This is a genomic window from Mesorhizobium sp. M0771 (genome assembly GCF_040320155.1).
In the GTDB taxonomy this organism is placed as follows: domain Bacteria; phylum Pseudomonadota; class Alphaproteobacteria; order Rhizobiales; family Rhizobiaceae; genus Mesorhizobium.
The window spans coordinates 49907-69442 of the sequence record NZ_JAMYPC010000006.1 but is presented as its reverse complement, the minus strand read 5'-3'; the positions used below and the strand labels follow the sequence as shown (position 1 = coordinate 69442).

Sequence of the window (19536 nt, the reverse complement as noted above, 5' to 3'; positions counted from 1 at the left end):
CAGGCCTACGCACAGTTTCAGCCGGAAAAGGCTGAAAAGGCAAAGAAAAACCGCCCGGCTGGACCGGGCGGTCGATTGGTCCAGCGCTACTCGCTCTAGGTGTTCTTGATCTGCTCGATCGCCTGCGCCATCAGTTCGTCCATGGTGCGGCGGATCTGGTGATCCGACTGGTCGACGCCGGCGGCGTCGAAATCCTTGCGGATCTTGCGGAATACGTCGTGATCGCCGGCTTCCTCGATATCGGAAACCACAACTTCCTTGGCATAGGCGTCGGCGTCAGTGCCGGACTTGCCCAGCTTTTCGGCTGCCCACAGGCCAAGCGCCTTGTTGCGGCGTGCCGAAGCCTTGAAGCGAAGTTCTTCGTCGAAGGCGAATTTGCGCTCAAAACCCTCTTCGCGGTCTTTCATGCTGCTCATGGCTTCCCTCCGATGAAATCGATTCGCGTTGGTGATGGATATGTGTGCTGCCGCAGCACAAACCAAAAGGGCGCGGGCCGGTCAATATGCTACATCGCTTGCTGCGCTGCGGCATTTCATTCCTGAAAGCGGTCGATGGAAAGGATTTGCCGATTGAGCAAACGCTGTGATTGGGATAGACCCGGCATTGAACCCCACCCGTCGCCGCACCAATTTAGGCAGACGGACAGGAACTGGTCGCTTGCCGCCTGCCCGCAAATCCAGAGAAAAATCAGATGAAAAATCGCCGCCGCATTTATGAAGGCAAGGCCAAGATCCTCTATGAGGGACCGGAACCGGGCACACTTATCCAGTTCTTCAAGGATGATGCGACCGCATTCAACAAGAAGAAACATGAGGTCATCGACGGCAAGGGTGTGCTCAACAACCGCATTTCCGAGTACATCTTCAACCATCTGAACCGCATGGGCATTCCGACCCACTTCATCCGCCGGCTCAACATGCGCGAGCAGTTGATCAAGGAAGTCGAGATTATTCCGCTCGAAGTGGTGGTGCGCAATGTCGCCGCCGGCTCGCTGTCCAAGCGCCTCGGCATCGAGGAAGGCACCGTTCTGCCGCGCTCGATCATCGAATTCTATTATAAGGCCGATGCGCTCGACGATCCGATGGTGTCGGAAGAGCACATCACCGCTTTCGGCTGGGCAAGCCCGCAGGAGATCGACGACGTCATGGCGCTGGCCATCCGCGTCAACGACTTCCTCTCCGGCCTGTTCATGGGTGTCGGCATCCAACTCGTCGATTTCAAGATCGAATGCGGCCGCCTGTTCGAGGGCGACATGATGCGCATCGTCGTTGCCGACGAGATCTCGCCGGATTCGTGCCGGCTGTGGGACGTGGCAACGCAGGACAAGCTCGACAAGGACCGTTTCCGCCGCGATATGGGCGGCCTCGTCGAAGCCTATCAGGAAGTTGCCCGCCGCCTCGGCATCATGAACGAGAACGAGCCGCCGCGCCCGACCGGCCCGGTGCTCGTCGCCTCGACCGATGGCCTCAAAGGCAAGCCGCACTAAGTCTTCATTTCTTGACGCGATTCCGGACGAAAAACCGCTTCAGACTTTTCCTGGAATTGCTAAGTCTTCGAACAGGAACCTGTCCAGCATGATCAAGGCCCGCATCACCGTCACCCTCAAGAACGGCGTGCTCGACCCGCAGGGAAAAGCCATAGAGCACGCTCTGTCCGGACTGGGGTTCGGCGGCGTCGGCCAGGTGCGGCAGGGCAAGGTCTTCGACCTCGAGCTCTCAGAGACCGACAAGGCCAAGGCCGAAGCCGATCTGAAAGCCATGTGCGACAAGCTGCTGGCGAACACAGTGATCGAGAATTACGCGGTGGAGATCGCTTGATATGAAATCAGCTGTCGTTCTTCTCCCCGGCCTCAACCGCGACCGCGACATGATTGCGGCGCTGACCAAGATCTCCGGGCAGGCGCCGGCGACCGTCTGGCAGACCGACACCGAAATCCCTGATGTGGACCTGATCGCCATTCCCGGCGGCTTCTCGTTCGGCGACTATCTGCGTTGCGGCGCCATTGCCGCGCGCATGCCGGTCATGCGGGCGGTGGCGGAAAAGGCGGCCAAGGGCGTCATGGTCATCGGCGTCTGCAACGGCTTCCAGATCCTGGTCGAGGCTGGCCTTTTGCCCGGCGCGCTGATGCGCAATGCCTCGCTGAAATTCGTCTGCCGAGAGGTGAAGCTCGAAATCGCCAACGCCAACACCATGTTCACCCGCCGCTACCAGCCGGGTCAGATCATCCGCACGCCGGTGGCGCATCACGACGGCAATTATTTCGCCGACGCCGACACGCTTGCCCGTCTCGAAGGCGAAGGACAGGTGGTGTTTCGCTATGCCGAGGGCAGCAATCCCAATGGCTCGATGAACGACATTGCCGGTATCGTCAGCGAGAAGGGCAATGTGCTCGGCCTGATGCCGCATCCCGAAAACCTGATCGAGGCAGCGCATGGCGGAAGCGACGGCCGCGCCCTGTTCGAAGGCGCGCTCGGCATCGCCGCCTGATATCTCTTCGAATACCTTTCAAAACGCGGGGGCGGTTGACCATGAGACTGATGATTGTTCGCCTAGGTCCCCTGGCTGCTGCCGGCTTGGCGTTGGCGTCCTGCCAGTCCAGCCCGAAGAGCGCGCCGGTCCCCACGGGCAAGAGCGCTTCGCTGCTGGCCATGGAACAGGTAGCGATATCGGCCCACAAATGCTGGATCGCCAGCAAGGATCCCGCCTTCAAATCCTATCAGATGGCCAATGAGCTGAATTCGTTCAGCGGCACGCCCCGCTTCCTGCTGGTGCCGGCCAAGCATTATGGCGGCAAGCCGCTGCTGGTCGTCCAGGCGCAAGGCAATTCCAGCCGCGTCGACGTGTTCGGTCCGCTGATGGACGATCCGCTCGGCGCGCGCATCGGATCCGACATTGCGCGCTGGCAAACGGGCAACCCCTCCTGCAACGCGGCCGCCTGACGCCATGGGCCGCTTCCTGCAGTTTGCGGGATTGGTCATAGGTCTGGCCGGGCTTGTCCTGCAAGCGTGCATCACCATCCCGGCATCGATGGAAGCCGGCCGCAGTTTTCTCGGCTCCATCGTCTTTCTGTTCAGCTTCTTCACCATCCTGACCAACATCGGTGCAGTGCTGGTCCATGTCTCGCTGCTGTCGCCTTCGGGCTACGCCTGGCTGCCGGCCTTTGCCGGGCCGCGGATGCGGGCGGGCGTGGCGGCTTCCATCGCCCTGGTCTTCATCGTCTATGCCACGGTTCTGGCGCAGCTCTGGCAGCCGCAAGGGCTGTTTCTGCTCTGTGACGTGCTGCTGCACTATGTGACGCCGGTGCTGTTCGTGCTGTGGTGGCTTGTTGCAGGCGCTGACGGCAGGACACGCTGGAGCGACATTTCGTGGTGGATGGCCTATCCGATCGCCTATCTCGCCTATGCGCTGGCGCGCGCACCGATCGCAGGCGAAGTGCCCTACCCGTTCCTCGACGTTGCGAAAAACGGCGCGGCCAACGTCGCCCTTGCGGCGCTGGCCGTCACCGGTGTTTTCCTGGTGCTGTGCATCCTCGCCGTGCTTGCCGATAAGGGCGTCTCACGCCTCAGGGCTCCGGGCACACGCCGCTGACCAGACTACAAGTTAGTCCCAGAATCGCCTGATGCCTTCGCGGTGAGCGTCGTCACGCGACACACCGATGTCCCTGAGCTGCTCGTCGGTCATTTCGAGCAAAGCCAGGCGGCCGCGACGGCGCTCGATCAGCACGTCGATCCATCGCGCCAGCGATCTGATCACATGCACGATCCGGCCGACAAAGCCTCGCCGGCTGGACGGGCGCGGCCCGACCAATTCAATGCCCGCGCAGCGGATTGTCTCGATTGTATCCATTGTCTTTCTGCCAACCTTGCAAATTGTACCCATCTTGGTACGGTTCTGATATGCATTGACACCCGATCTGGTGCAATATACAGAATTGTGACCATGACAAATTGGCTCCCTGACCTCACCATCGGTTCCGGCCCGCTTTACCAGCGCCTTGCCGACAGCATCGAGTCGGACATCGACAAGGGCGTCATCGATGCCGGGGCAAAATTGCCGCCGCAGCGCGATCTCGCCTATGATATCGGCACGACGGTCGGCACGATCGGCCGAGCCTATCAGCTGCTGCGCGAGCGCGGCCTGGTGAGCGGCGAAGTCGGTCGCGGGACCTATGTGCTGGCGCAGCAATCGGAAGCGTCACCCGAATTCGCCGAGCCTGCCGTGCAAGGCACGCGCTATGTCGATGCGCCGCCCGGCAAGCTGCGTTTCGACAGCACGGCCGCGCCCGACATCGGCCAGGGCGCCATTGTCGCTGACATGCTCTCGCGCACGGTGCAGGATCACCCGCACGAGATTTCGAGCTACACCAGGGATTTTCCGGAGCGCTGGTTCGAGGCCGGCGCCCGCTGGCTGTCGCGCAATTCGTTCCGTCCGGCTGCTGAAACCATCGTTCCCACACTGGGCACCCATGCCGCGGTGATGGCGGCGATCGCGGCGCTGACCACGCCGGGCGACTATGTCGTCTTCGAGCACCTCACCTATTCGCAGATCGCCCGCAGCGCCGGGCTGATCGGGCGGCGCATAGCACTGGTGGCATCGGACGAAGAAGGCCTCGATCCCGAGGATTTCGAACGCGTCTGCGCGCAAAAGCACCCGAAGATGATCTTCCTGATGCCGACGGTGCAGAACCCGACGCTGGCGATCCTGTCGGTTTCGCGCCGCGAGGCGATCGCTCGTGTCGCGCGCGCGTACAATGTCATCGTCATCGAGGACGATCTCTATGGCGGCCTGACCGAAGATCCGACGCCGCTCATCGCCGAATATGCACCCGAACGCACCATTGTCGCCGGCGGTCTGTCGAAATCGGTCGCGGCAGGTGTTCGCGGCGGCTGGCTCTCCTGCCCGCCCGCCTATCGCCATCGCATCCGCGTCGCCCACAAGATGATGACCGGCGGGATGCCGTTCCTGCTGGCGGAGGTGAATGCGCGGCTGGTGCTGTCAGGGCAGGCTGGCGATATCCGCAAACGCAGCATTGCCGAAATTGCCACCCGGATCGCCATCGTGCGCGAGACACTGGCCGGTTTCGCCTTCAAGTCACACGGCAGCGTGCCCTTCGTCTGGCTGACGCTGCCCGATCCCTGGCTGTCCGGCACGTTCAGGAGCGCATGCCTCGAAAATGGCGTGCTCCTCGACGACGAGGACGAGTTCAAGGCGGGGCGTTCCGAGCAGGTTTTTCACGGCGTGCGTTTCGGCGTCTCGCAGCCAAGGCGGCGCGAGGACATCAACGGCGGCGTCGCGGTGATCCGGCGGCTGCTGGAGGAAGGCCGCGCCGGCTACGACAGTTCGTCCTGACTCGATCCTCCTGTATCCCGATCTTCAGGTTCAGCCCTCTGCCTTGAAGTTTTTGGCTTCCTTCGCGCCCTTGTCCTTGCCGTGCTTCTCGGCCAGGTCCTTGGCCTGCTTGGGCGAAACGTCGGTGGTCTCGGCAATATGCATGGCCTCCTTGTCGGAGAGGCGATTGTCTTTCTTGCCTTGCTTGGTGGCCATGTCGAAATCTCCTGATTGGTTTGAGGCCTAACGGCCGGGATGCCATAGCGTTCCCCAGCGGCGCCCCGCTACCATCGTCGCCTTGTGTTTTCCGGCGTTTTTCGTCATCCGATGGGGTGTATCACGCCAAAGCTTGCGATATGAGGGGACTCAAATTCCCCTCTCCCATGGACACCAATCGCCGCCCATGACCATTTCCAATTCCGTGCCGATCACCCCGGAACTCATAGCCGCGCATGGGCTGAAGCCCGACGAATACCAGCGCATCCTCGATCTGGTCGGGCGCGAACCGAGCTTTACCGAACTCGGCATCTTCTCGGCGATGTGGAATGAGCACTGCTCCTACAAATCCTCGAAGAAATGGCTGCGCACGCTGCCGACCACCGGGCCTCAGGTCATCCAGGGTCCGGGCGAGAATGCCGGCGTGGTCGATATCGGCGATGGCGACTGCGTCGTCTTCAAGATGGAGAGCCACAACCATCCCTCCTACATCGAGCCCTACCAGGGTGCGGCGACCGGCGTCGGCGGCATATTGCGCGACGTCTTCACCATGGGCGCGCGGCCGATTGCGGCGATGAACGCTCTGCGCTTCGGCGCACCCGACCATCCCAAGACCAGGCACCTGGTCAGCGGCGTGGTTTCCGGCGTCGGAGGATACGGCAACGCCTTTGGCGTGCCGACCGTCGGCGGCGAGGTCAATTTCGATGCCCGCTACAACGGCAACATCCTGGTCAACGCCTTTGCCGCCGGCCTCGCCAAGACAGATGCGATCTTCCTGTCGGAAGCCAAGGGCATCGGCCTGCCGGTCGTCTATCTCGGCGCCAAGACCGGCCGCGACGGCGTCGGCGGCGCCACGATGGCCTCGGCCGAGTTCGACGACAAGATCGACGAGAAGCGCCCGACCGTGCAGGTCGGCGATCCCTTCACCGAAAAATGCCTGCTCGAAGCCTGCCTCGAGCTGATGGCGTCCGGCGCCGTCATCGCCATCCAGGACATGGGTGCGGCCGGCCTCACCTGTTCGGCGGTCGAGATGGGCGCCAAGGGCGACCTCGGCATCGAGCTTCACCTCGACCAGGTGCCGGTGCGCGAAGAGCGCATGAGCGCCTATGAGATGATGCTGTCGGAGAGCCAGGAGCGCATGCTGATGGTGCTGCGCCCCGAGAAGGAAAAGGAAGCCGAGGCGATCTTCCACAAATGGGGCCTCGACTTCGCCATTGTCGGCAAGACCACCGACGATCTGCGCTTCCGCGTCATTCACCAGGGTGACGAGGTCGCCAACCTGCCGATCAAGGACCTTGGCGACAAGGCGCCGGAATATGACCGCCCCTGGGTCGAGCCGAAGAAGCCTGCGGCGCTCGCAGCCGGCGATGCGCCGAAGGCCGATGTCGCCGATGCGCTGTTGAAACTGCTCGGCGGGCCGGACCTGTCGTCGCGGCGCTGGGTGTGGGAGCAGTACGACACGCTGATCCAGGGCAATTCGCTGCAGCTTCCGGGCGGCGACGCCGGCGTGGTGCGCGTCGAAGGCCATCCGACCAAGGCGCTCGCCTTCTCCTCCGACGTGACGCCGCGCTATTGCGAGGCCGACCCGTATGAAGGCGGCAAGCAGGCGGTGGCCGAATGCTGGCGCAACCTTACCGCCACCGGCGCGCTGCCGCTGGCGGCGACGGACAACCTCAATTTCGGCAATCCGGAACGGCCTGAGATCATGGGCCAACTGGTCGGCGCGGTGAAAGGCATTGGCGATGCCTGCCGCGCGCTCGGCTTCCCGATCGTGTCGGGCAATGTCTCGCTCTACAATGAAACCAACGGCCAGGGCATCCTGCCGACGCCGACCATCGGCGGCGTCGGGCTGATTGCCGACTGGTCGAAGATGACCCGTATCGGCTTTGCCGCCGAGGGCCAGATGATCCTGCTGGTCGGCGCACCCGCAAGCTGGGGCAGCCATCTCGGCCAGTCCGCCTATTTCAGGGACATCCATGGCCGTACCGACGGGCCGCCGCCATCCGTCGACCTCGCGCACGAAAAGCGCGTCGGCGACCATGTCCGCGCGCTGATCGCGTCGGGCGTCGTGACCGCGGCCCATGACCTTTCCGATGGCGGCTTGGCGATAGCCCTGGCCGAAATGGCGATGGCGTCCGGCATCGGCGCCACAATTCCGGGGCTCGCCGGCACCGACCCGATCCCGGTCTGGTTCGGCGAAGACCAGGGCCGCTACCTCCTGACGCTGTCCGTCGATCCGCAGAGCAAGGAATGGGACGCCATCCGCGAGGAACAGAGCAAGCTCGGCATCTTTGCGCCATGGATCGGCTCGACCGGTGGAAACGAACTGAAGCTCGGCGATGCCAGGGCGATCCCGGTCAGCGAATTGACCGCCGCCCACGAAGGCTGGTTCCCGAACTTCATGGACAAGTCCAGTTGACCAGCCTGGCAGCCCGGACGCTGATCGCAGTCGTCTTCTGGCCGTCGCTGTTCTTCTTCTGGTTCCTCGGGCCGTTCGTCTTTTTCCTGCTGTCGACGACCTCGAGCGAGGTCTGTCCGCTGCTGGAAAGGCGTGACCAGTTCCTTGAGGCGGCCAATGGCACACTGCAGATGCTGGCCTTGCAAAGTCTGATCTATGCGATCCCCATCGTCTGCCTGGTGGTGTGGAGCCGCCTTTTGCCGAACCCGGCGCGCGCAAGGCATGTCGCCACCTGCATCAAGCTCTTTGCCATTGCGGTCATTACCGGCGCGCTGTGGGAATACGGGTCATCGCTGATCTGCGACGGCTATGGCCAACCATTCTTTTCGCCCTTGTGGCAGATGACCAGCTATCTCCCGATTATCAACCTGGCGCTCAACATCCCGCTCTATGTCCTGGTGTTCAGCCTTGGCCGGGGGTTCTCGACCCGCGACGACATTACCGAAGATGGTGTGGTTCACCCGCGGCAGGATGGCCCTTAGACACTGCGTCGCCGACAGAACGGCTTCAACCCGGACCAGAAAGGCTTTAGGCTGCCGTGCGAGTCACTCGTGCCTAGCCGCCCAGAACAGGATTTTGCCATGGCAATGGATGCCCACGACATCGAAAAACTGATCAAGGACGGCATTCCGGACGCCAAGGTGACGATCCGCGACCTCGCCGGTGACGGCGATCACTATGCAGCCGAAGTGGTGGCCGAAAGCTTCCGCGGAAAGAGCCGCGTCCAGCAGCACCAGATGGTCTATGATGCGCTGAAGGGCAATATGGGCGGCGTGCTGCACGCGCTGGCCCTGCAGACCAGCGTGCCGGACTGAAGCCAGGCTGGCCTACTGTTTCTGCGGCTGCTTCGCCGACACTGACGTGATCGGCTTCGCCGACACTGAGATGATCGGGCCCGCCGGGTATTTTCCGCCGACGATCATTCTTTTCCCATCCGACAGCGCGGAGACCGCGCCGTCGAGGAACAGCGCGTTGCGGCATTGTAGCGCGTCGCGAAACAGCCGCGCAAAGCTGCCGAAACTGACCTCAGACCGCGAGATCGCCAGCAAAACGGTGTTTTCATCGCGCACGCCGACGCCGTTGCGGATGTAGCGCGAGGTTCCGTTCGGCTCGAAGCGTGGGTGAATCTTGCCATCGATCACCAGCATCGGGCCGGACTGCGTGGCGAAGGCAACATCGCGTTTAGTAACCGCATAGGCGTTGCTTTCCATGACAGCCGCCTTGCCGTCATTGCCCACCAGAAAGACGCCGTTCGGTTTCAGGAAGAAATTGCCTTCGCCGTCGGCAAGGTTGAGCGGCGACTTCTCGCTGCCGTTCTCGACCAGCAGGCCGACCGGCGACAAATCCTCGTGATACATGCCGCCATTCATGGCGAGCAGCACCGGCCTCCCCTCGCCCGCAACCGCCTTGCCGAAGGCCTCCAGCGAGCCGAAGGGCTTGCCGTCGGCACCGACGTGAAAGACAGCGAGGTTGTAGGTCCGCAGGTCGACCGTGCAGACGACATAGGTCACCGCCTCGAAGGCGACATTCCGGCAAGGCGCGGGCAGGTCACCGCCAATGACCAGCGGCGGCGGCTCCGGGCGTCTCGGCCACCAGACAACGGCAATCGCGGCCAGCAGGATGGCGATCAGAAGGGCGGCGCCATATCGTCTTTTCATCATGTCCCGGAGGCTGCAATCGGCAGGGATGCTTGGCCCAAGACAGGCGATCCTTTGCGCCATTTCCGCGACGGCGGCGCAAACATCTTGTTTCGGCCCATCTATGGGTTTATTTGATGGCTATGCTTCGAGCCTGACTCCCACAGGCGTGAAAGGATATCTCATGAGCGGCATCAACGACTACATCGACAGCGAAGTGAAGGGCAACGACGTCGTCCTTTTCATGAAGGGCACGCCCGGTTTTCCGCAGTGCGGCTTTTCCGGCCAGGTCGTCCAGATCCTCGATTACATCGGAGCCGACTATAAGGGCGTCGACGTGCTGACCTCGGCCGAACTGCGCCAAGGCATCAAGGAATATTCGAACTGGCCGACGATCCCGCAGCTTTACGTCAAGGGCGAATTCGTCGGCGGCTGCGACATCATCCGCGAAATGTTCCAGGCGGGCGAGCTGCAGACGTTGCTCGTCGACAAGGGCGTCAGCGTCAAAGCGACAGCCTGATTCTGAGTTGAGACGGGGCAGCCCCGCCCCGGCAAAATGTTACCTCCCCCTATCGGAGTGAGGACGAAGTTATGCGCCGGCATGCCGGCGCATATTCGTTTTGAAGATCGGACCCGCCGTGGACCAGCCAGCAAAAGCGCCGCAACAGGCACGCAAATTGCCTATTCCGCGCTGGGAATTCATCGCGCTGTGCGCGGCACTGATGGCGTTGAACTCGCTGGCCATCGACATCATGCTGCCGGCACTGCAGCAAATCGGCGCCACGCTTGGCGTTGAGAATGAAAACCACCGCCAGTATGTGATCACCGCCTATATATTGGGCTTCGGTGGCGGACAGCTTTTCTTCGGACCGATCTCGGACCGGTTCGGGCGCCGCGCGCCGCTCGTTGCCGGGCTGGCGATTTATGTCGTGGCGGCGGCAGCTGCCGCCATCGCCCCGTCATTCGCCGTCCTGCTGCTGTGCCGGCTGGTGCAAGGCATCGGTGCGGCGGCGACCCGCGTCATCGCCGTCTCGATCGTGCGCGACACGTTCGACGGTCGGCGCATGGCCGAGGTGATGTCTCTGATCTTCATGGTGTTCATGGCCATCCCGGTGATCGCGCCTGGGATCGGCCAGTTCATCATGCTGTTCGCAACATGGCACTGGATCTTCGTCACCATGGCCGTCGGAGCGCTGATCGTGTCGGCGTGGTCGCTGCTGCGGCTGCCGGAGACGCTGCATCCGGAGTACCGCCGGCCGCTGACAGTCTCATCCGTCGTCGGTGGTTTCCGCATCGTGCTCACCAACCGCATGGCGCTTTGCTACGCCTTTGCCAGCACCTTCATTTTCGCCGCCATGTTCGGCTTCATCGCCTCCGCACAGCAGATCTATGTCGACATTTTTCATGTCGGCGAATTGTTTCCTGTCATCTTCGCGGGTGTCGCCGGCGTTCTCGCTTTTTCGAACTACCTCAACTCGCGCCTGGTCGGCCGCATCGGCATGCGCCGCCTGTCGCAGAGCGCACTGCTGTTGTTCCTAGTGATCAGCCTTGCCTGGCTCACCGTTTCGCTTCAAATGAAGATGCCACTCTGGCTGTTCATCACCTTCTTCGCCAGCGCGATGCTCCCGTTCGGCGCGCTCGGCGCCAATTTCAACGCGCTCGCGATGGAGCCGCTCGGCCAACTGGCGGGCACCGCGTCGTCCATCCTGGGCTTCATGCAGACTTTTCTCGGCGGCATCCTCGGCACGCTGATCGGCCAGGCCTTCAACGGCACGGTGACGCCGCTTGCCGCCGGCTTCTGCAGCGTCTCGGTCGCGGCCCTGCTGATGATCCTGATCGCCGAGCGCGGCAAGATGTTCCAGCCGCACAACCCACCCATTTCAGGGCACGTCACCGACCTGCATTGAGCAACTGTTCTGCGCTACGAGTTTTATTTGTCTCAGACCGCAGCCACCTTCAAGCGACGCGTTTCAGGATGCGCCGCCAATCACTGCCGTGAAACGAGGGAACAGCGGGCGCCCTGCGATGGCGCCACCCATGCTGTCCGAAAGAGGCATCGGCAGAGCCTTGTCGAGAGCTTCGAGCACGGATGACACAAAGACCCGGTTGAGCGAGGCATCATCTCCCATATGGGAGAAAGTGGCGCGCGGTTTGCCCATCAGCGTGCCGTTTTTGCGAATTGAGAAACTCAGCGTCAGGGTCATGCCAGCACTTCCAGGCGGCGGCTGCCAACAGGCAAAGATCGCGGAAAACATCTCGTCTATGGTATCGACGGGATCGCGACTGCCGCACGCGCGTTCCTGCGATCTTGCCTCAGTGGCGCCAGCGGCGGCCAAGGCAAGTGCAAGCGCCGTTGCAACAATTGCGGACCGATGTTTCATTTCGCAGCTTCCGACTTCGCGAGAGATTGGACACTATAACAGAGCCAATATACTTGACGAAAGCCTCTACCAGCAGTTGGACCGATTATTGCGCCCAGAGTTCCCTGCGCAACTCCTGCCAGCTTTCCTTGTCCGGGGCGACAAGAATGCCGCCGTCGATATGCGAGGGCAGATAGGCGCTGCCGTCGATCCGCGCGGTGTAGCCGCCGGCCTCGGCGTGGATCAGCACACCGACCAGATGGTCCCACGGCATCAGTTTGTTGTAGACGACGAAATGGGCATGGCCGCTGGCCAGAAGACGGTATTCATGTGCCGCGCAGCGATAGCCGAACTGCGACAGGGTCTTGGTCTGGTTGCGCGCCAGGAGCGAGCGTTGCGGTTCCGCCAGATATTGCCAGGAGACGGAGCCGGTCATCTGCGAGATCGGCACGGCATCGGCGACATGCACCGTCTCCAGCGCGCCATGCGCATGGCGGATATGGCTGCCGGCGCACTTGGCGCCGATCAGCCAGTCCCGGCCTACGGGGTCATGGATGATACCGGCGACGGTTTCGCCCTTGACGACGACGCTCAGCATGACGCCGAAGAGCGGCACGCCGGAGGCGAAGTTGAAGGTGCCGTCGACCGGGTCGACGACGAAGGCGAGGTCGGCATCGCCGAGCCCCTGAAGCAGCGCCGGACTGTCGGAACAGGCTTCCTCGCCGACGATCATCGCCGTGGGATAGCGCTCGCGCAGCCTGGCCGTGATCAGCCGCTCAGCGTTGATGTCGGCCTCGGTCACCAGGTCGGCGGCCGAGGTTTTCTGCCTGATGTCACCCTCGCCCAGCCGGCGGAAGCGCGGCATGATTTCGGCCCTGGCTGCATCGGCGAGAAGCTCGGCCAGCCAGTCGATCGCTTGGTCGTCAAATATCATCGGAAACGTCTTGTCCTGTGCTGAGGCTGCCATTGAGGGCGGCAAAGTCGAACAGCTTTCTGTCAAGCAGATGCGACGGCCTGGTGTTGGACAGCGCGCGCAGCATCGTGTCCTTGCGGCCCGGCATGCGCTTTTCCATGTCGTCCAGCATCGCCTTCATGGCGTTGCGCTGCAGGCCTTCCTGGCTGCCGCAGAGATCGCAGGGAATGATCGGGAATTTCATAGCGGCCGCGAATTTTTCCAGATCGACCTCGGCGCAGTAGCTCAGCGGCCGCAGCACCATGACGTCGCCGTCGTCATTGAGCAGCTTTGGCGGCATGGCGGCAAGGCGGCCGCCATGGATTAGATTCATGAAGAAGGTTTCGAGAATGTCCTCGCGGTGGTGGCCGAGCACCAGCGCCGAACAGCCCTCCTCGCGCGCGATGCGATAGAGATGGCCGCGCCGCAGCCGCGAGCACAGCGAACAATAGGTGCTGCCCTGAGGCAGCTTGTCGGTGACCACCGAATAGGTGTCCTGATACTCGATGCGATGGGGAATGCGATGCGCATCGAGGTAATCGGGCAAAATGTGCTTCGGGAAATTCGGCTGGCCCTGGTCGAGATTGCAGGCCAGCAGCTCGACCGGCAGCAGCCCGCGCCATTTGAGATCGAGCAGCACGGCCAGCAGCCCGTAGGAATCCTTGCCGCCGGACAAGGCCACCAGCCAGCGGTCGCCGGGCCTCGCCATGGCGAAATCATCGACCGCCTGACGGGTCAACCGCAACAGCCGCTTGCGCAGTTTGTTGAACTCGACGGAAGACGGCACGTCGGCAAACAGCGGATGGAAGCCGCCTTCAGCAATCGGTTCAACTGTTTCGATGTCTGCCAGCATGTTCATGGCTTGTCGCTTTCCATAGCCGAGAGTGCCGGATTAGCGGACATGGCCGACAAAGAAAAGGCCGCCTCGACGGGCGGCCCTTTCCGGTATCGCAGAAAAGCGATCGATCAGCGCGAATAGAATTCGACGACCAGGTTCGGCTCCATCTGCACGGCGAACGGTACGTCGGCCAGGCCGGGGATGCGCGAGAAGGTCGCGACCATCTTGTTGTGATCGACTTCGATATAGTCCGGCACGTCGCGCTCGGCGAGGCCGACCGCTTCCAGCACGATGACCAGCTGCTTCGACTTTTCGCGCACTTCGACGACGTCGCCCGGCTTGCAACGGTACGAGCCGATGTTGACGCGCTTGCCGTTGACGTTGACGTGGCCGTGGTTGACGAACTGGCGAGCCGCGAAAATGGTGGGCACGAACTTGGAGCGGTAGACGACCGCGTCGAGACGCGACTCGAGCAGGCCGATCAGGTTCTCGGAGGTGTCGCCCTTGCGGCGATCAGCCTCTTCATAGACTTTGCGGAACTGCTTTTCGGAGACATCACCATAGTGACCCTTCAGCTTCTGCTTGGCGCGCAGCTGCAGGCCGAAATCGGAAAGCTTGCCCTTGCGGCGCTGGCCGTGCTGGCCGGGGCCGTATTCACGCTTGTTGACCGGGGACTTCGGGCGGCCCCAGATGTTTTCGCCGAGACGGCGGTCGATCTTGTACTTCGCGGATTCGCGCTTGCTCATCGCATTCCCTTTCAAAACAAACCACCCGGAGCCTCATGGTCCGGGTGAAGGAAACGCGCCCTCCTCTGGCCTCCGTTTTCGAGGCCTGACAGGGTTTTCCCACGCAACGCGGCGGAAAACCCACGGGACACGTCAGTCTAGACAAAACCCAGGAAACGATAAACCTGCTTTCCCGGGCTTGCCATGCAAAAGAAACAACCGGGCATTGCGGCCCGGTGTTGGTGCGCTCGTTAAACGGAGATTTGAGCAGAGTCAAGCGCGTCGCTGGCGCTGGGCCCGGCAACCATATCACGTCTTTGGCGTTGAGTGCCGTGCCGGATGCGGCGGGAGGTTGTTGCGCCGACGGCATTTAGGAAGGGACTGGAGCCAAAGGAGCCCGAAGTCGCATGAAGAAGTTTTTCCTCTCGTTGGTCGGTGCGGCCGTCCTGGCCGGGACGATGTCGATCGCCGTGCCCGAGCCAGCGATGGCCAAGCATTGGCAGGGCCACAAGCATCGTCAGACCTGCCATGTCGTGGTGAAGAAGAAGGTCATCTGGCGGCATGGCCACAAGAAGGTCATCCGCTACAAGGTGAAGCGCTGCTGGTGACGTCAGGGGTTTCGGGCTTGGCCTGAACCGAAGAAGCCCGTGGTTTCGGCCACGGGCTTTGTTTATCGACTCGGTTCAAGGTTTCAGTCTGCCGATTTCTTCTCCGGCAGGCCTTTGCGCTTGGTCTCTGCGAATTCCTCGAGCTGTTTTTCGCTCATCGAATTGTACATCGACTTCGACGCGCCTTGAAGTTCGCTCTTCCTGGTCTCGCCGCGCTTGGCCGACAGGGCTGCGCCAGCGGCCTTTTGCTGTGCTTTTGAGGTTGCAGGCATATCGGCACCTCCTTTGCTGACAGAGGAAGAAACGTTGCGCTCCGGCGACGGTTCCAGCGCTGGCGGTCAACTTCCGTTCCGCGCTCATGTCTGCCCATGGTCGGCCAACTGCCGGCAAAACCACCTTCCCGTGCCCGCAACGCCGGTGTAGGACGGCGCCATGAAATCGTTGAACGATCCCTCGCAGGCACTCGCTACCGGCCTCGCGAAAATCCGCACCGAGTTCCATGTGCCGGAGGGATTTCCCCCTGATGTAATGGCCATGGCACAGACGGCGGCCAGGCGCGTGCCCGACCAGCATGCCGACCGCACGGCGATGCCCTTCGTGACGCTCGATCCCGCGGCTTCCACCGATCTTGACCAAGCGTTTTCGATCGAAGCGAGCGGTAGCGACCTTCTGTTGCACTATGCGATTGCCGACGTAGCCTGGTTCGTCGCGGACGGCGACGCGGTGGATCGCGAAGCCTGGGCGCGAGGCGAAACCCTGTATTTGCCGGACGGCAAGGCCGGGCTCTATCCCCGGGTGCTTGCCGAGGGCGCCGCGAGCTTGCTGCCCAGCGGTCCGCGTCCGGCTGTCATCTTCACGGTCCGGATCGTCGACGACGGAGCGGTAAGGCTGGATGGCGCGGAGCGGGCAATCATTCAAAGCCGCGCCAAGCTCGCCTATGACAGCGTGCAGGCCGCCGACGTCCCAGTCGGCTTCGCCGAAATCGCGCGGCGCATGGCGGCGGCCGAAGACCGTCGCGGCGCTTCGCGCGTCGACCCGCCCGAGCAGGAGGTGGAACAGCTTGCCGATGGCACGTTCCAGCTTGCGTTCAGACCGCTGCTGCAATCCGAGCAAGACAACGCAGCACTTTCGCTGGCCGCCAACATGGCGATTGCCGACGCCATGCTGGCACACCGGACCGGCTTGTTCCGGGTGATGGCGCCGCCCGATGCTTCCAAAGTGCAAAGACTGCGCAGCGCGGCACGGGCCTTAGGCCTGTCCTGGCCTCCTTCGACCAGCCTGCCCGACTATCAGCGAACCCTCGATCCTGCCAACATGCAACAGGCAGCGCTGATGCTGGAAATCCGCCGCGCCGGCTCCGGTGCGTCCTACCAGCCCTATGAGGAAGGCGTTGTCCCCTGGCACGAGGCGATGGCCGCGACCTATGCCCACGCCACCGCACCCCTGAGGCGGCTGGCCGATCGCTATGTCGTGCGATGCGTGCTGGCCATCGTCAACGGCCAGCCGGTGCCGCAAGTCGTTAACGAGGCGTTTTCCAGACTGCCGAAGGTGATGGGCCGCGCAGGCGCCCGCGCCTCGCAGATCAACCACGCGGCCATCGACCTTGCCGAGGCGGTGATGCTGAGGGGGCGTGTGGGTGAAACATTCAAGGCCGTCGTCACCGACGTCGGTGATCAGCGTGCGCGCGTTCAGCTCTCGGACATGCCTGTCGTTGCGAATGTGAAGGCCTCAGGGTTCAGGCAGGGCGATGGCCTGACGCTAAGGCTTGTTTCGGCCGATCCGGATCGGCGCGTCATTGTCTTCGAACCTGTCTAAAGCGCGTCGGCGACGCGCTTTAGTTTTTTTGTTTTTATGCATGTCCTTGTCCCAAAACCGCTGCGCACTTTTGGGCGACATGCATTAGCGTGCGCTCAATCCAAAACCCTGCATCAGCCGGCTGATGGCGAAGTCCGCCTTTCCCGAGGTAAAGACGGCGATGTCGGGCTCGCTTTGCGGCAATGGCCCGTCGACAGCCGGAAGCAGCGACAGAGCGCGCCGCGCAATCGCCTCGGCCGGGTCGATCCAGTCGACCGGCCAGGGCGCGGTCTTGCGCATGCGATTGGCCAGGAACGGATAGTGCGTGCAGGCGAGCACGACGATGTCCGTGCGCAAATCGTCATGCTGGACAAAACACGGTGCGATCTCGGCACGCACGGCCTCCTCGTCGACAAAGCCCTCGCGCATGTAGGCCTCGGCCAGTCCGGCGAGATTGTTGCTGCCGACCAGCCGGACATGGCATTTCTGCGCCCATTTGCCGATCAGGTCGCGCGTGTACTGGCGCTTCACCGTGCCCGGCGTCGCCAGCACCGAGACCAGCCCGGACCGGGTGCGCTCGGCAGCCGGCTTGATTGCCGGCACCGTGCCGACAAAGGGATGGCCAGGGAATTTTTCCCGCAAGGCATCGATCACCAGCGTCGAAGCGGTATTGCAGGCGACGACCGAAATTTCCGGATCAAAACGGTCGAGCAGCTTGGCGAAGAGCTCGACTATATGGGCCTGCAGCGCCGGCTCTTCCCACGCGCCGTAGGGAAAGGCCTTGTCATCGGCGACGTAGACGAAGCGCCGGTCGGGCATCAGCACGCGCGCTTCGCGCAGCACGGTCAATCCGCCAACGCCGGAATCGAACATCAGGATCGGACGGTGGCTCATTGATATCGGACCATGAAAGAGGCTGGATCAGAAGGCTTGGCGGTCATTGGCCAATGCCGTTCTTCTATCTGCAACCATCATGGTCTTGAAGTGGCGAATGTCAGCAAGTTCTATGCAAAGCCGGCGAAGACGACCTTGCCTCGGTCTAGAGCCCGCGCTTGCCGAAGCCGGCGGGCCTCGGGCGGCCCATAGGCTGGGCGGACGGCACCGAGCGCGTGGCCGGTGTGGCGTTGCGCATGGAAGACTGTGCCGTGCTGCTGGCCATCCGACCGGATCCCGCAGGCATGGGCGTATCGCCATCGAAATCGAAAACCGATGTCAGTTCGTCGATATTGATGCCCGCCACCGGCTTAGCCACCAGGATCGTGCACCAAAGGCCAAAGATCGACAGCGCCAGCAGGTTCAAACCGCTGGACGTGCTTTCCGGGTTCTTGAAATCGATGACCAGCAGCGTGCCTGCCTGCAGAAAGGCGTAGATGGCGCAGAACACGATGTAGGACCACAGGATCCAGGCTTTGCCGTTGGCGTCGCGGCTGCGTCGCCAGGCGATGTTGGCACGCATGACCACGGCCAGGAGGGAAACGACCAGAACCGCGCCTGCCATGCCTTGCCGCGATGGACCGGGCGCCGAGTTGACCAGCCCCTCAAAGCCGATCGTGCCAACGATGCACAGCACAGCAAGAACGGCCTCGAGCAGGGCTACGCCGAGCGAATAGAAGAAGAAGCGCATACGGCCGATTTTGGACGTGAACATTTGCCACCCCACCGTTTTGACAACAATGGACGAGAGGCAAATAAAATTCGGTTACTTCAGCCGTTCGAAGCTTAGCGATTTCTAATCTTCTTTGTCTGCCTGGCGTTTTCGCGCAGCGGCCGGCAAACGCCTTGGATCGTCTCCCGGCGAGCCGTCACCGCGCGGCATGGCCGGCGAAAACCGGTCGAGCGACGAGATGATGCCACGCAGCACTTTCAGTTCCGGCTCGGCGAAACCGGCGCGCGTCAAGACGGCGCGCAGATTGTCGACCATCTTGGGTTTCTTGGGCGCCGGGCGGAAATAGCCGCGCGCTTCGAGCGCGCCTTCGAGATAGGCAAACAGCCCGTGCAACTCTTCCTTGCTTGCCGGCTTCATTTCAGGGCTGGAGAAATTGGTCGCCGTCTCGTCTTCCAGGCCCGACTTCATCCATTCATAGGACATCAACAGCACGGCCTGGGCGATGTTGAGCGACGAAAAGCCGGGATCCACCGGGAAGGTGACGATCTCGTCGGCCAGCCCGACCTCGTCATTGTAGAGCCCAAAACGCTCGCGGCCGAACAAGATGCCGGTGCGCAGGCCGGCCATCTGACGCGCCCTCAGCGCCCTGCCCGCTTCGACCGGACCACGCACGGGTTTGAAGCCGTCGCGCTCCCGCGCCGTGGTGGCGAAGACGAAGTTGAGGTCGGCGACGGCGGACGCCAGGTCGCCGAACACTGTTACGGCATCGATGACATGGTCGGCGCGGCTGGCGGCGGCGCGCGCCTTCTCGCTCGGCCAGCCGTCACGCGGGTTGACCAGTCTCAGTTCGGCAAGGCCGAAATTGGCCATGGCGCGCGCAACCATGCCGATATTCTCGCCGAGCTGCGGCTCGACCAGGATGATCGCCGGCCCGGCGGCGGATGCGATTTCAGGATGATCGACGGCGGACATGATCTCAATGAACTGCTGTTTGCGGCATTTCAGCGTTCCCTG

The 19536-nt window shown here is 62.4% G+C and carries 25 protein-coding genes; 13 read left to right on the top strand and 12 right to left on the bottom strand.

The features are described from left to right. Nucleotides 1-95: 95 nt before the first annotated feature. The gene (locus NKI05_RS11430; protein ID WP_023669091.1) at nucleotides 96-416 is read right to left on the bottom strand and encodes a DUF1476 domain-containing protein; all 321 of its coding nucleotides are present in this window, start codon (nucleotides 414-416) and stop codon (nucleotides 96-98) included. 275 nt (nucleotides 417-691) lie between these two features. Here NKI05_RS11430 and purC point away from each other — a divergent pair, with 275 nt between their 5' ends. The 5 genes from purC (at nucleotide 692) to NKI05_RS11405 (ending at nucleotide 3588) form a co-directional block, all read left to right on the top strand. Continuing rightward, complete coding sequence (gene purC, locus NKI05_RS11425; protein WP_013532127.1) at nucleotides 692-1486, top strand: phosphoribosylaminoimidazolesuccinocarboxamide synthase; 795 nt, start codon at nucleotides 692-694, stop codon at nucleotides 1484-1486. 88 nt (nucleotides 1487-1574) lie between these two features. Continuing rightward, nucleotides 1575-1817, top strand: a complete 243-nt coding sequence (purS, locus tag NKI05_RS11420) for a phosphoribosylformylglycinamidine synthase subunit PurS (protein ID WP_023669092.1) — start codon at nucleotides 1575-1577, stop codon at nucleotides 1815-1817. A 1-nt stretch (nucleotide 1818) separates the two neighbouring features. Continuing rightward, a complete protein-coding gene (gene purQ, locus NKI05_RS11415) occupies nucleotides 1819-2487 on the top strand; it encodes a phosphoribosylformylglycinamidine synthase subunit PurQ (RefSeq protein WP_023711489.1) in 669 nt (222 codons plus the stop codon). 41 nt (nucleotides 2488-2528) lie between these two features. Then, the gene (locus tag NKI05_RS11410; RefSeq protein ID WP_023697575.1) at nucleotides 2529-2939 is read left to right on the top strand and encodes a hypothetical protein; all 411 of its coding nucleotides are present in this window, start codon (nucleotides 2529-2531) and stop codon (nucleotides 2937-2939) included. Nucleotides 2940-2943: 4 nt separating this feature from the next. Then, on the top strand, nucleotides 2944-3588 hold the full coding sequence (locus NKI05_RS11405) for a Pr6Pr family membrane protein (RefSeq protein ID WP_023816534.1): 645 nt from the start codon (nucleotides 2944-2946) through the stop codon (nucleotides 3586-3588). Nucleotides 3589-3600: 12 nt separating this feature from the next. On the opposite strand, the gene NKI05_RS11400 is transcribed toward NKI05_RS11405, so the two are convergent. Beyond that, on the bottom strand, nucleotides 3601-3846 hold the full coding sequence (locus tag NKI05_RS11400; RefSeq protein ID WP_023816533.1) for a DUF1127 domain-containing protein: 246 nt from the start codon (nucleotides 3844-3846) through the stop codon (nucleotides 3601-3603). Nucleotides 3847-3939: 93 nt separating this feature from the next. Between NKI05_RS11400 and NKI05_RS11395 the strand changes: the two genes are divergently transcribed. After that, the gene (locus NKI05_RS11395) at nucleotides 3940-5349 is read left to right on the top strand and encodes an aminotransferase-like domain-containing protein (protein WP_023816532.1); all 1410 of its coding nucleotides are present in this window, start codon (nucleotides 3940-3942) and stop codon (nucleotides 5347-5349) included. 30 nt (nucleotides 5350-5379) lie between these two features. Here NKI05_RS11395 and NKI05_RS11390 read toward each other — a convergent pair whose 3' ends face one another. Next, nucleotides 5380-5544, bottom strand: coding sequence for a hypothetical protein (locus NKI05_RS11390; protein WP_023669098.1), 165 nt, complete (start codon nucleotides 5542-5544; stop codon nucleotides 5380-5382). Between the two features lie 187 nt (nucleotides 5545-5731). Here NKI05_RS11390 and purL point away from each other — a divergent pair, with 187 nt between their 5' ends. The 3 genes from purL to NKI05_RS11375 all read left to right on the top strand — a co-directional run bounded on the left by purL (nucleotide 5732) and on the right by NKI05_RS11375 (nucleotide 8817). Continuing rightward, a complete protein-coding gene (gene purL / locus NKI05_RS11385) occupies nucleotides 5732-7963 on the top strand; it encodes a phosphoribosylformylglycinamidine synthase subunit PurL (protein ID WP_023816531.1) in 2232 nt (743 codons plus the stop codon). Further along, on the top strand, nucleotides 7960-8484 hold the full coding sequence (locus tag NKI05_RS11380; protein WP_023690196.1) for a hypothetical protein: 525 nt from the start codon (nucleotides 7960-7962) through the stop codon (nucleotides 8482-8484). The genes purL and NKI05_RS11380 overlap by 4 nt, the downstream gene beginning before the upstream one ends. A 99-nt stretch (nucleotides 8485-8583) precedes the next feature. After that, a complete protein-coding gene (locus NKI05_RS11375; RefSeq protein ID WP_010909092.1) occupies nucleotides 8584-8817 on the top strand; it encodes a BolA/IbaG family iron-sulfur metabolism protein in 234 nt (77 codons plus the stop codon). Nucleotides 8818-8829: 12 nt separating this feature from the next. Here NKI05_RS11375 and NKI05_RS11370 read toward each other — a convergent pair whose 3' ends face one another. Further along, nucleotides 8830-9663, bottom strand: coding sequence for a phosphodiester glycosidase family protein (locus tag NKI05_RS11370; RefSeq protein ID WP_023816530.1), 834 nt, complete (start codon nucleotides 9661-9663; stop codon nucleotides 8830-8832). Nucleotides 9664-9823: 160 nt separating this feature from the next. Here NKI05_RS11370 and grxD point away from each other — a divergent pair, with 160 nt between their 5' ends. Together grxD and NKI05_RS11360 are read left to right on the top strand one after the other, a co-directional pair. Continuing rightward, nucleotides 9824-10159: a Grx4 family monothiol glutaredoxin gene (grxD, locus tag NKI05_RS11365; protein ID WP_023669102.1), complete on the top strand. Its 336-nt coding sequence runs from the start codon at nucleotides 9824-9826 to the stop codon at nucleotides 10157-10159. Between the two features lie 118 nt (nucleotides 10160-10277). Further along, entirely contained in the window at nucleotides 10278-11546 is a 1269-nt protein-coding gene (locus tag NKI05_RS11360) for a multidrug effflux MFS transporter (protein WP_023684881.1), read from the top strand. A 63-nt stretch (nucleotides 11547-11609) separates the two neighbouring features. Here NKI05_RS11360 and NKI05_RS11355 read toward each other — a convergent pair whose 3' ends face one another. The 4 genes from NKI05_RS11355 to rpsD all read right to left on the bottom strand — a co-directional run bounded on the left by NKI05_RS11355 (nucleotide 11610) and on the right by rpsD (nucleotide 14535). Beyond that, a complete protein-coding gene (locus NKI05_RS11355; RefSeq protein ID WP_023669104.1) occupies nucleotides 11610-12020 on the bottom strand; it encodes a UCP034077 family protein in 411 nt (136 codons plus the stop codon). Between the two features lie 85 nt (nucleotides 12021-12105). Further along, entirely contained in the window at nucleotides 12106-12933 is an 828-nt protein-coding gene (locus tag NKI05_RS11350; RefSeq protein ID WP_023816529.1) for an inositol monophosphatase family protein, read from the bottom strand. After that, complete coding sequence (gene ttcA, locus NKI05_RS11345) at nucleotides 12923-13810, bottom strand: tRNA 2-thiocytidine(32) synthetase TtcA (RefSeq protein ID WP_023690199.1); 888 nt, start codon at nucleotides 13808-13810, stop codon at nucleotides 12923-12925. The genes NKI05_RS11350 and ttcA overlap by 11 nt, the downstream gene beginning before the upstream one ends. Nucleotides 13811-13917: 107 nt before the next feature. Then, nucleotides 13918-14535: a 30S ribosomal protein S4 gene (gene rpsD / locus NKI05_RS11340; RefSeq protein ID WP_023669107.1), complete on the bottom strand. Its 618-nt coding sequence runs from the start codon at nucleotides 14533-14535 to the stop codon at nucleotides 13918-13920. Between the two features lie 386 nt (nucleotides 14536-14921). Between rpsD and NKI05_RS11335 the strand changes: the two genes are divergently transcribed. Beyond that, nucleotides 14922-15122 (top strand): hypothetical protein, encoded by a 201-nt coding sequence (locus NKI05_RS11335; protein WP_023690200.1) that lies wholly within the window; start codon nucleotides 14922-14924, stop codon nucleotides 15120-15122. Between the two features lie 83 nt (nucleotides 15123-15205). Here the strand turns inward: NKI05_RS11335 and NKI05_RS11330 are convergent, their stop codons facing one another. Next, nucleotides 15206-15394 carry a DUF3008 family protein gene (locus NKI05_RS11330; RefSeq protein WP_023684876.1) on the bottom strand — a complete coding sequence of 63 codons (189 nt, stop codon included), beginning with the start codon at nucleotides 15392-15394 and terminating at the stop codon, nucleotides 15206-15208. 160 nt (nucleotides 15395-15554) lie between these two features. Between NKI05_RS11330 and NKI05_RS11325 the strand changes: the two genes are divergently transcribed. Then, nucleotides 15555-16937: an RNB domain-containing ribonuclease gene (locus NKI05_RS11325; RefSeq protein ID WP_023711500.1), complete on the top strand. Its 1383-nt coding sequence runs from the start codon at nucleotides 15555-15557 to the stop codon at nucleotides 16935-16937. A gap of 84 nt (nucleotides 16938-17021) precedes the next feature. Here the strand turns inward: NKI05_RS11325 and murI are convergent, their stop codons facing one another. From murI to NKI05_RS11310, 3 genes are all read right to left on the bottom strand, one after another. Further along, a complete protein-coding gene (gene murI, locus NKI05_RS11320) occupies nucleotides 17022-17810 on the bottom strand; it encodes a glutamate racemase (RefSeq protein ID WP_023684874.1) in 789 nt (262 codons plus the stop codon). A gap of 145 nt (nucleotides 17811-17955) precedes the next feature. Continuing rightward, nucleotides 17956-18564 (bottom strand): DUF805 domain-containing protein, encoded by a 609-nt coding sequence (locus NKI05_RS11315; RefSeq protein WP_023690201.1) that lies wholly within the window; start codon nucleotides 18562-18564, stop codon nucleotides 17956-17958. 81 nt (nucleotides 18565-18645) lie between these two features. Continuing rightward, nucleotides 18646-19494 (bottom strand): RNA methyltransferase, encoded by an 849-nt coding sequence (locus tag NKI05_RS11310; protein ID WP_023684872.1) that lies wholly within the window; start codon nucleotides 19492-19494, stop codon nucleotides 18646-18648. Nucleotides 19495-19536 lie beyond the last annotated feature (42 nt).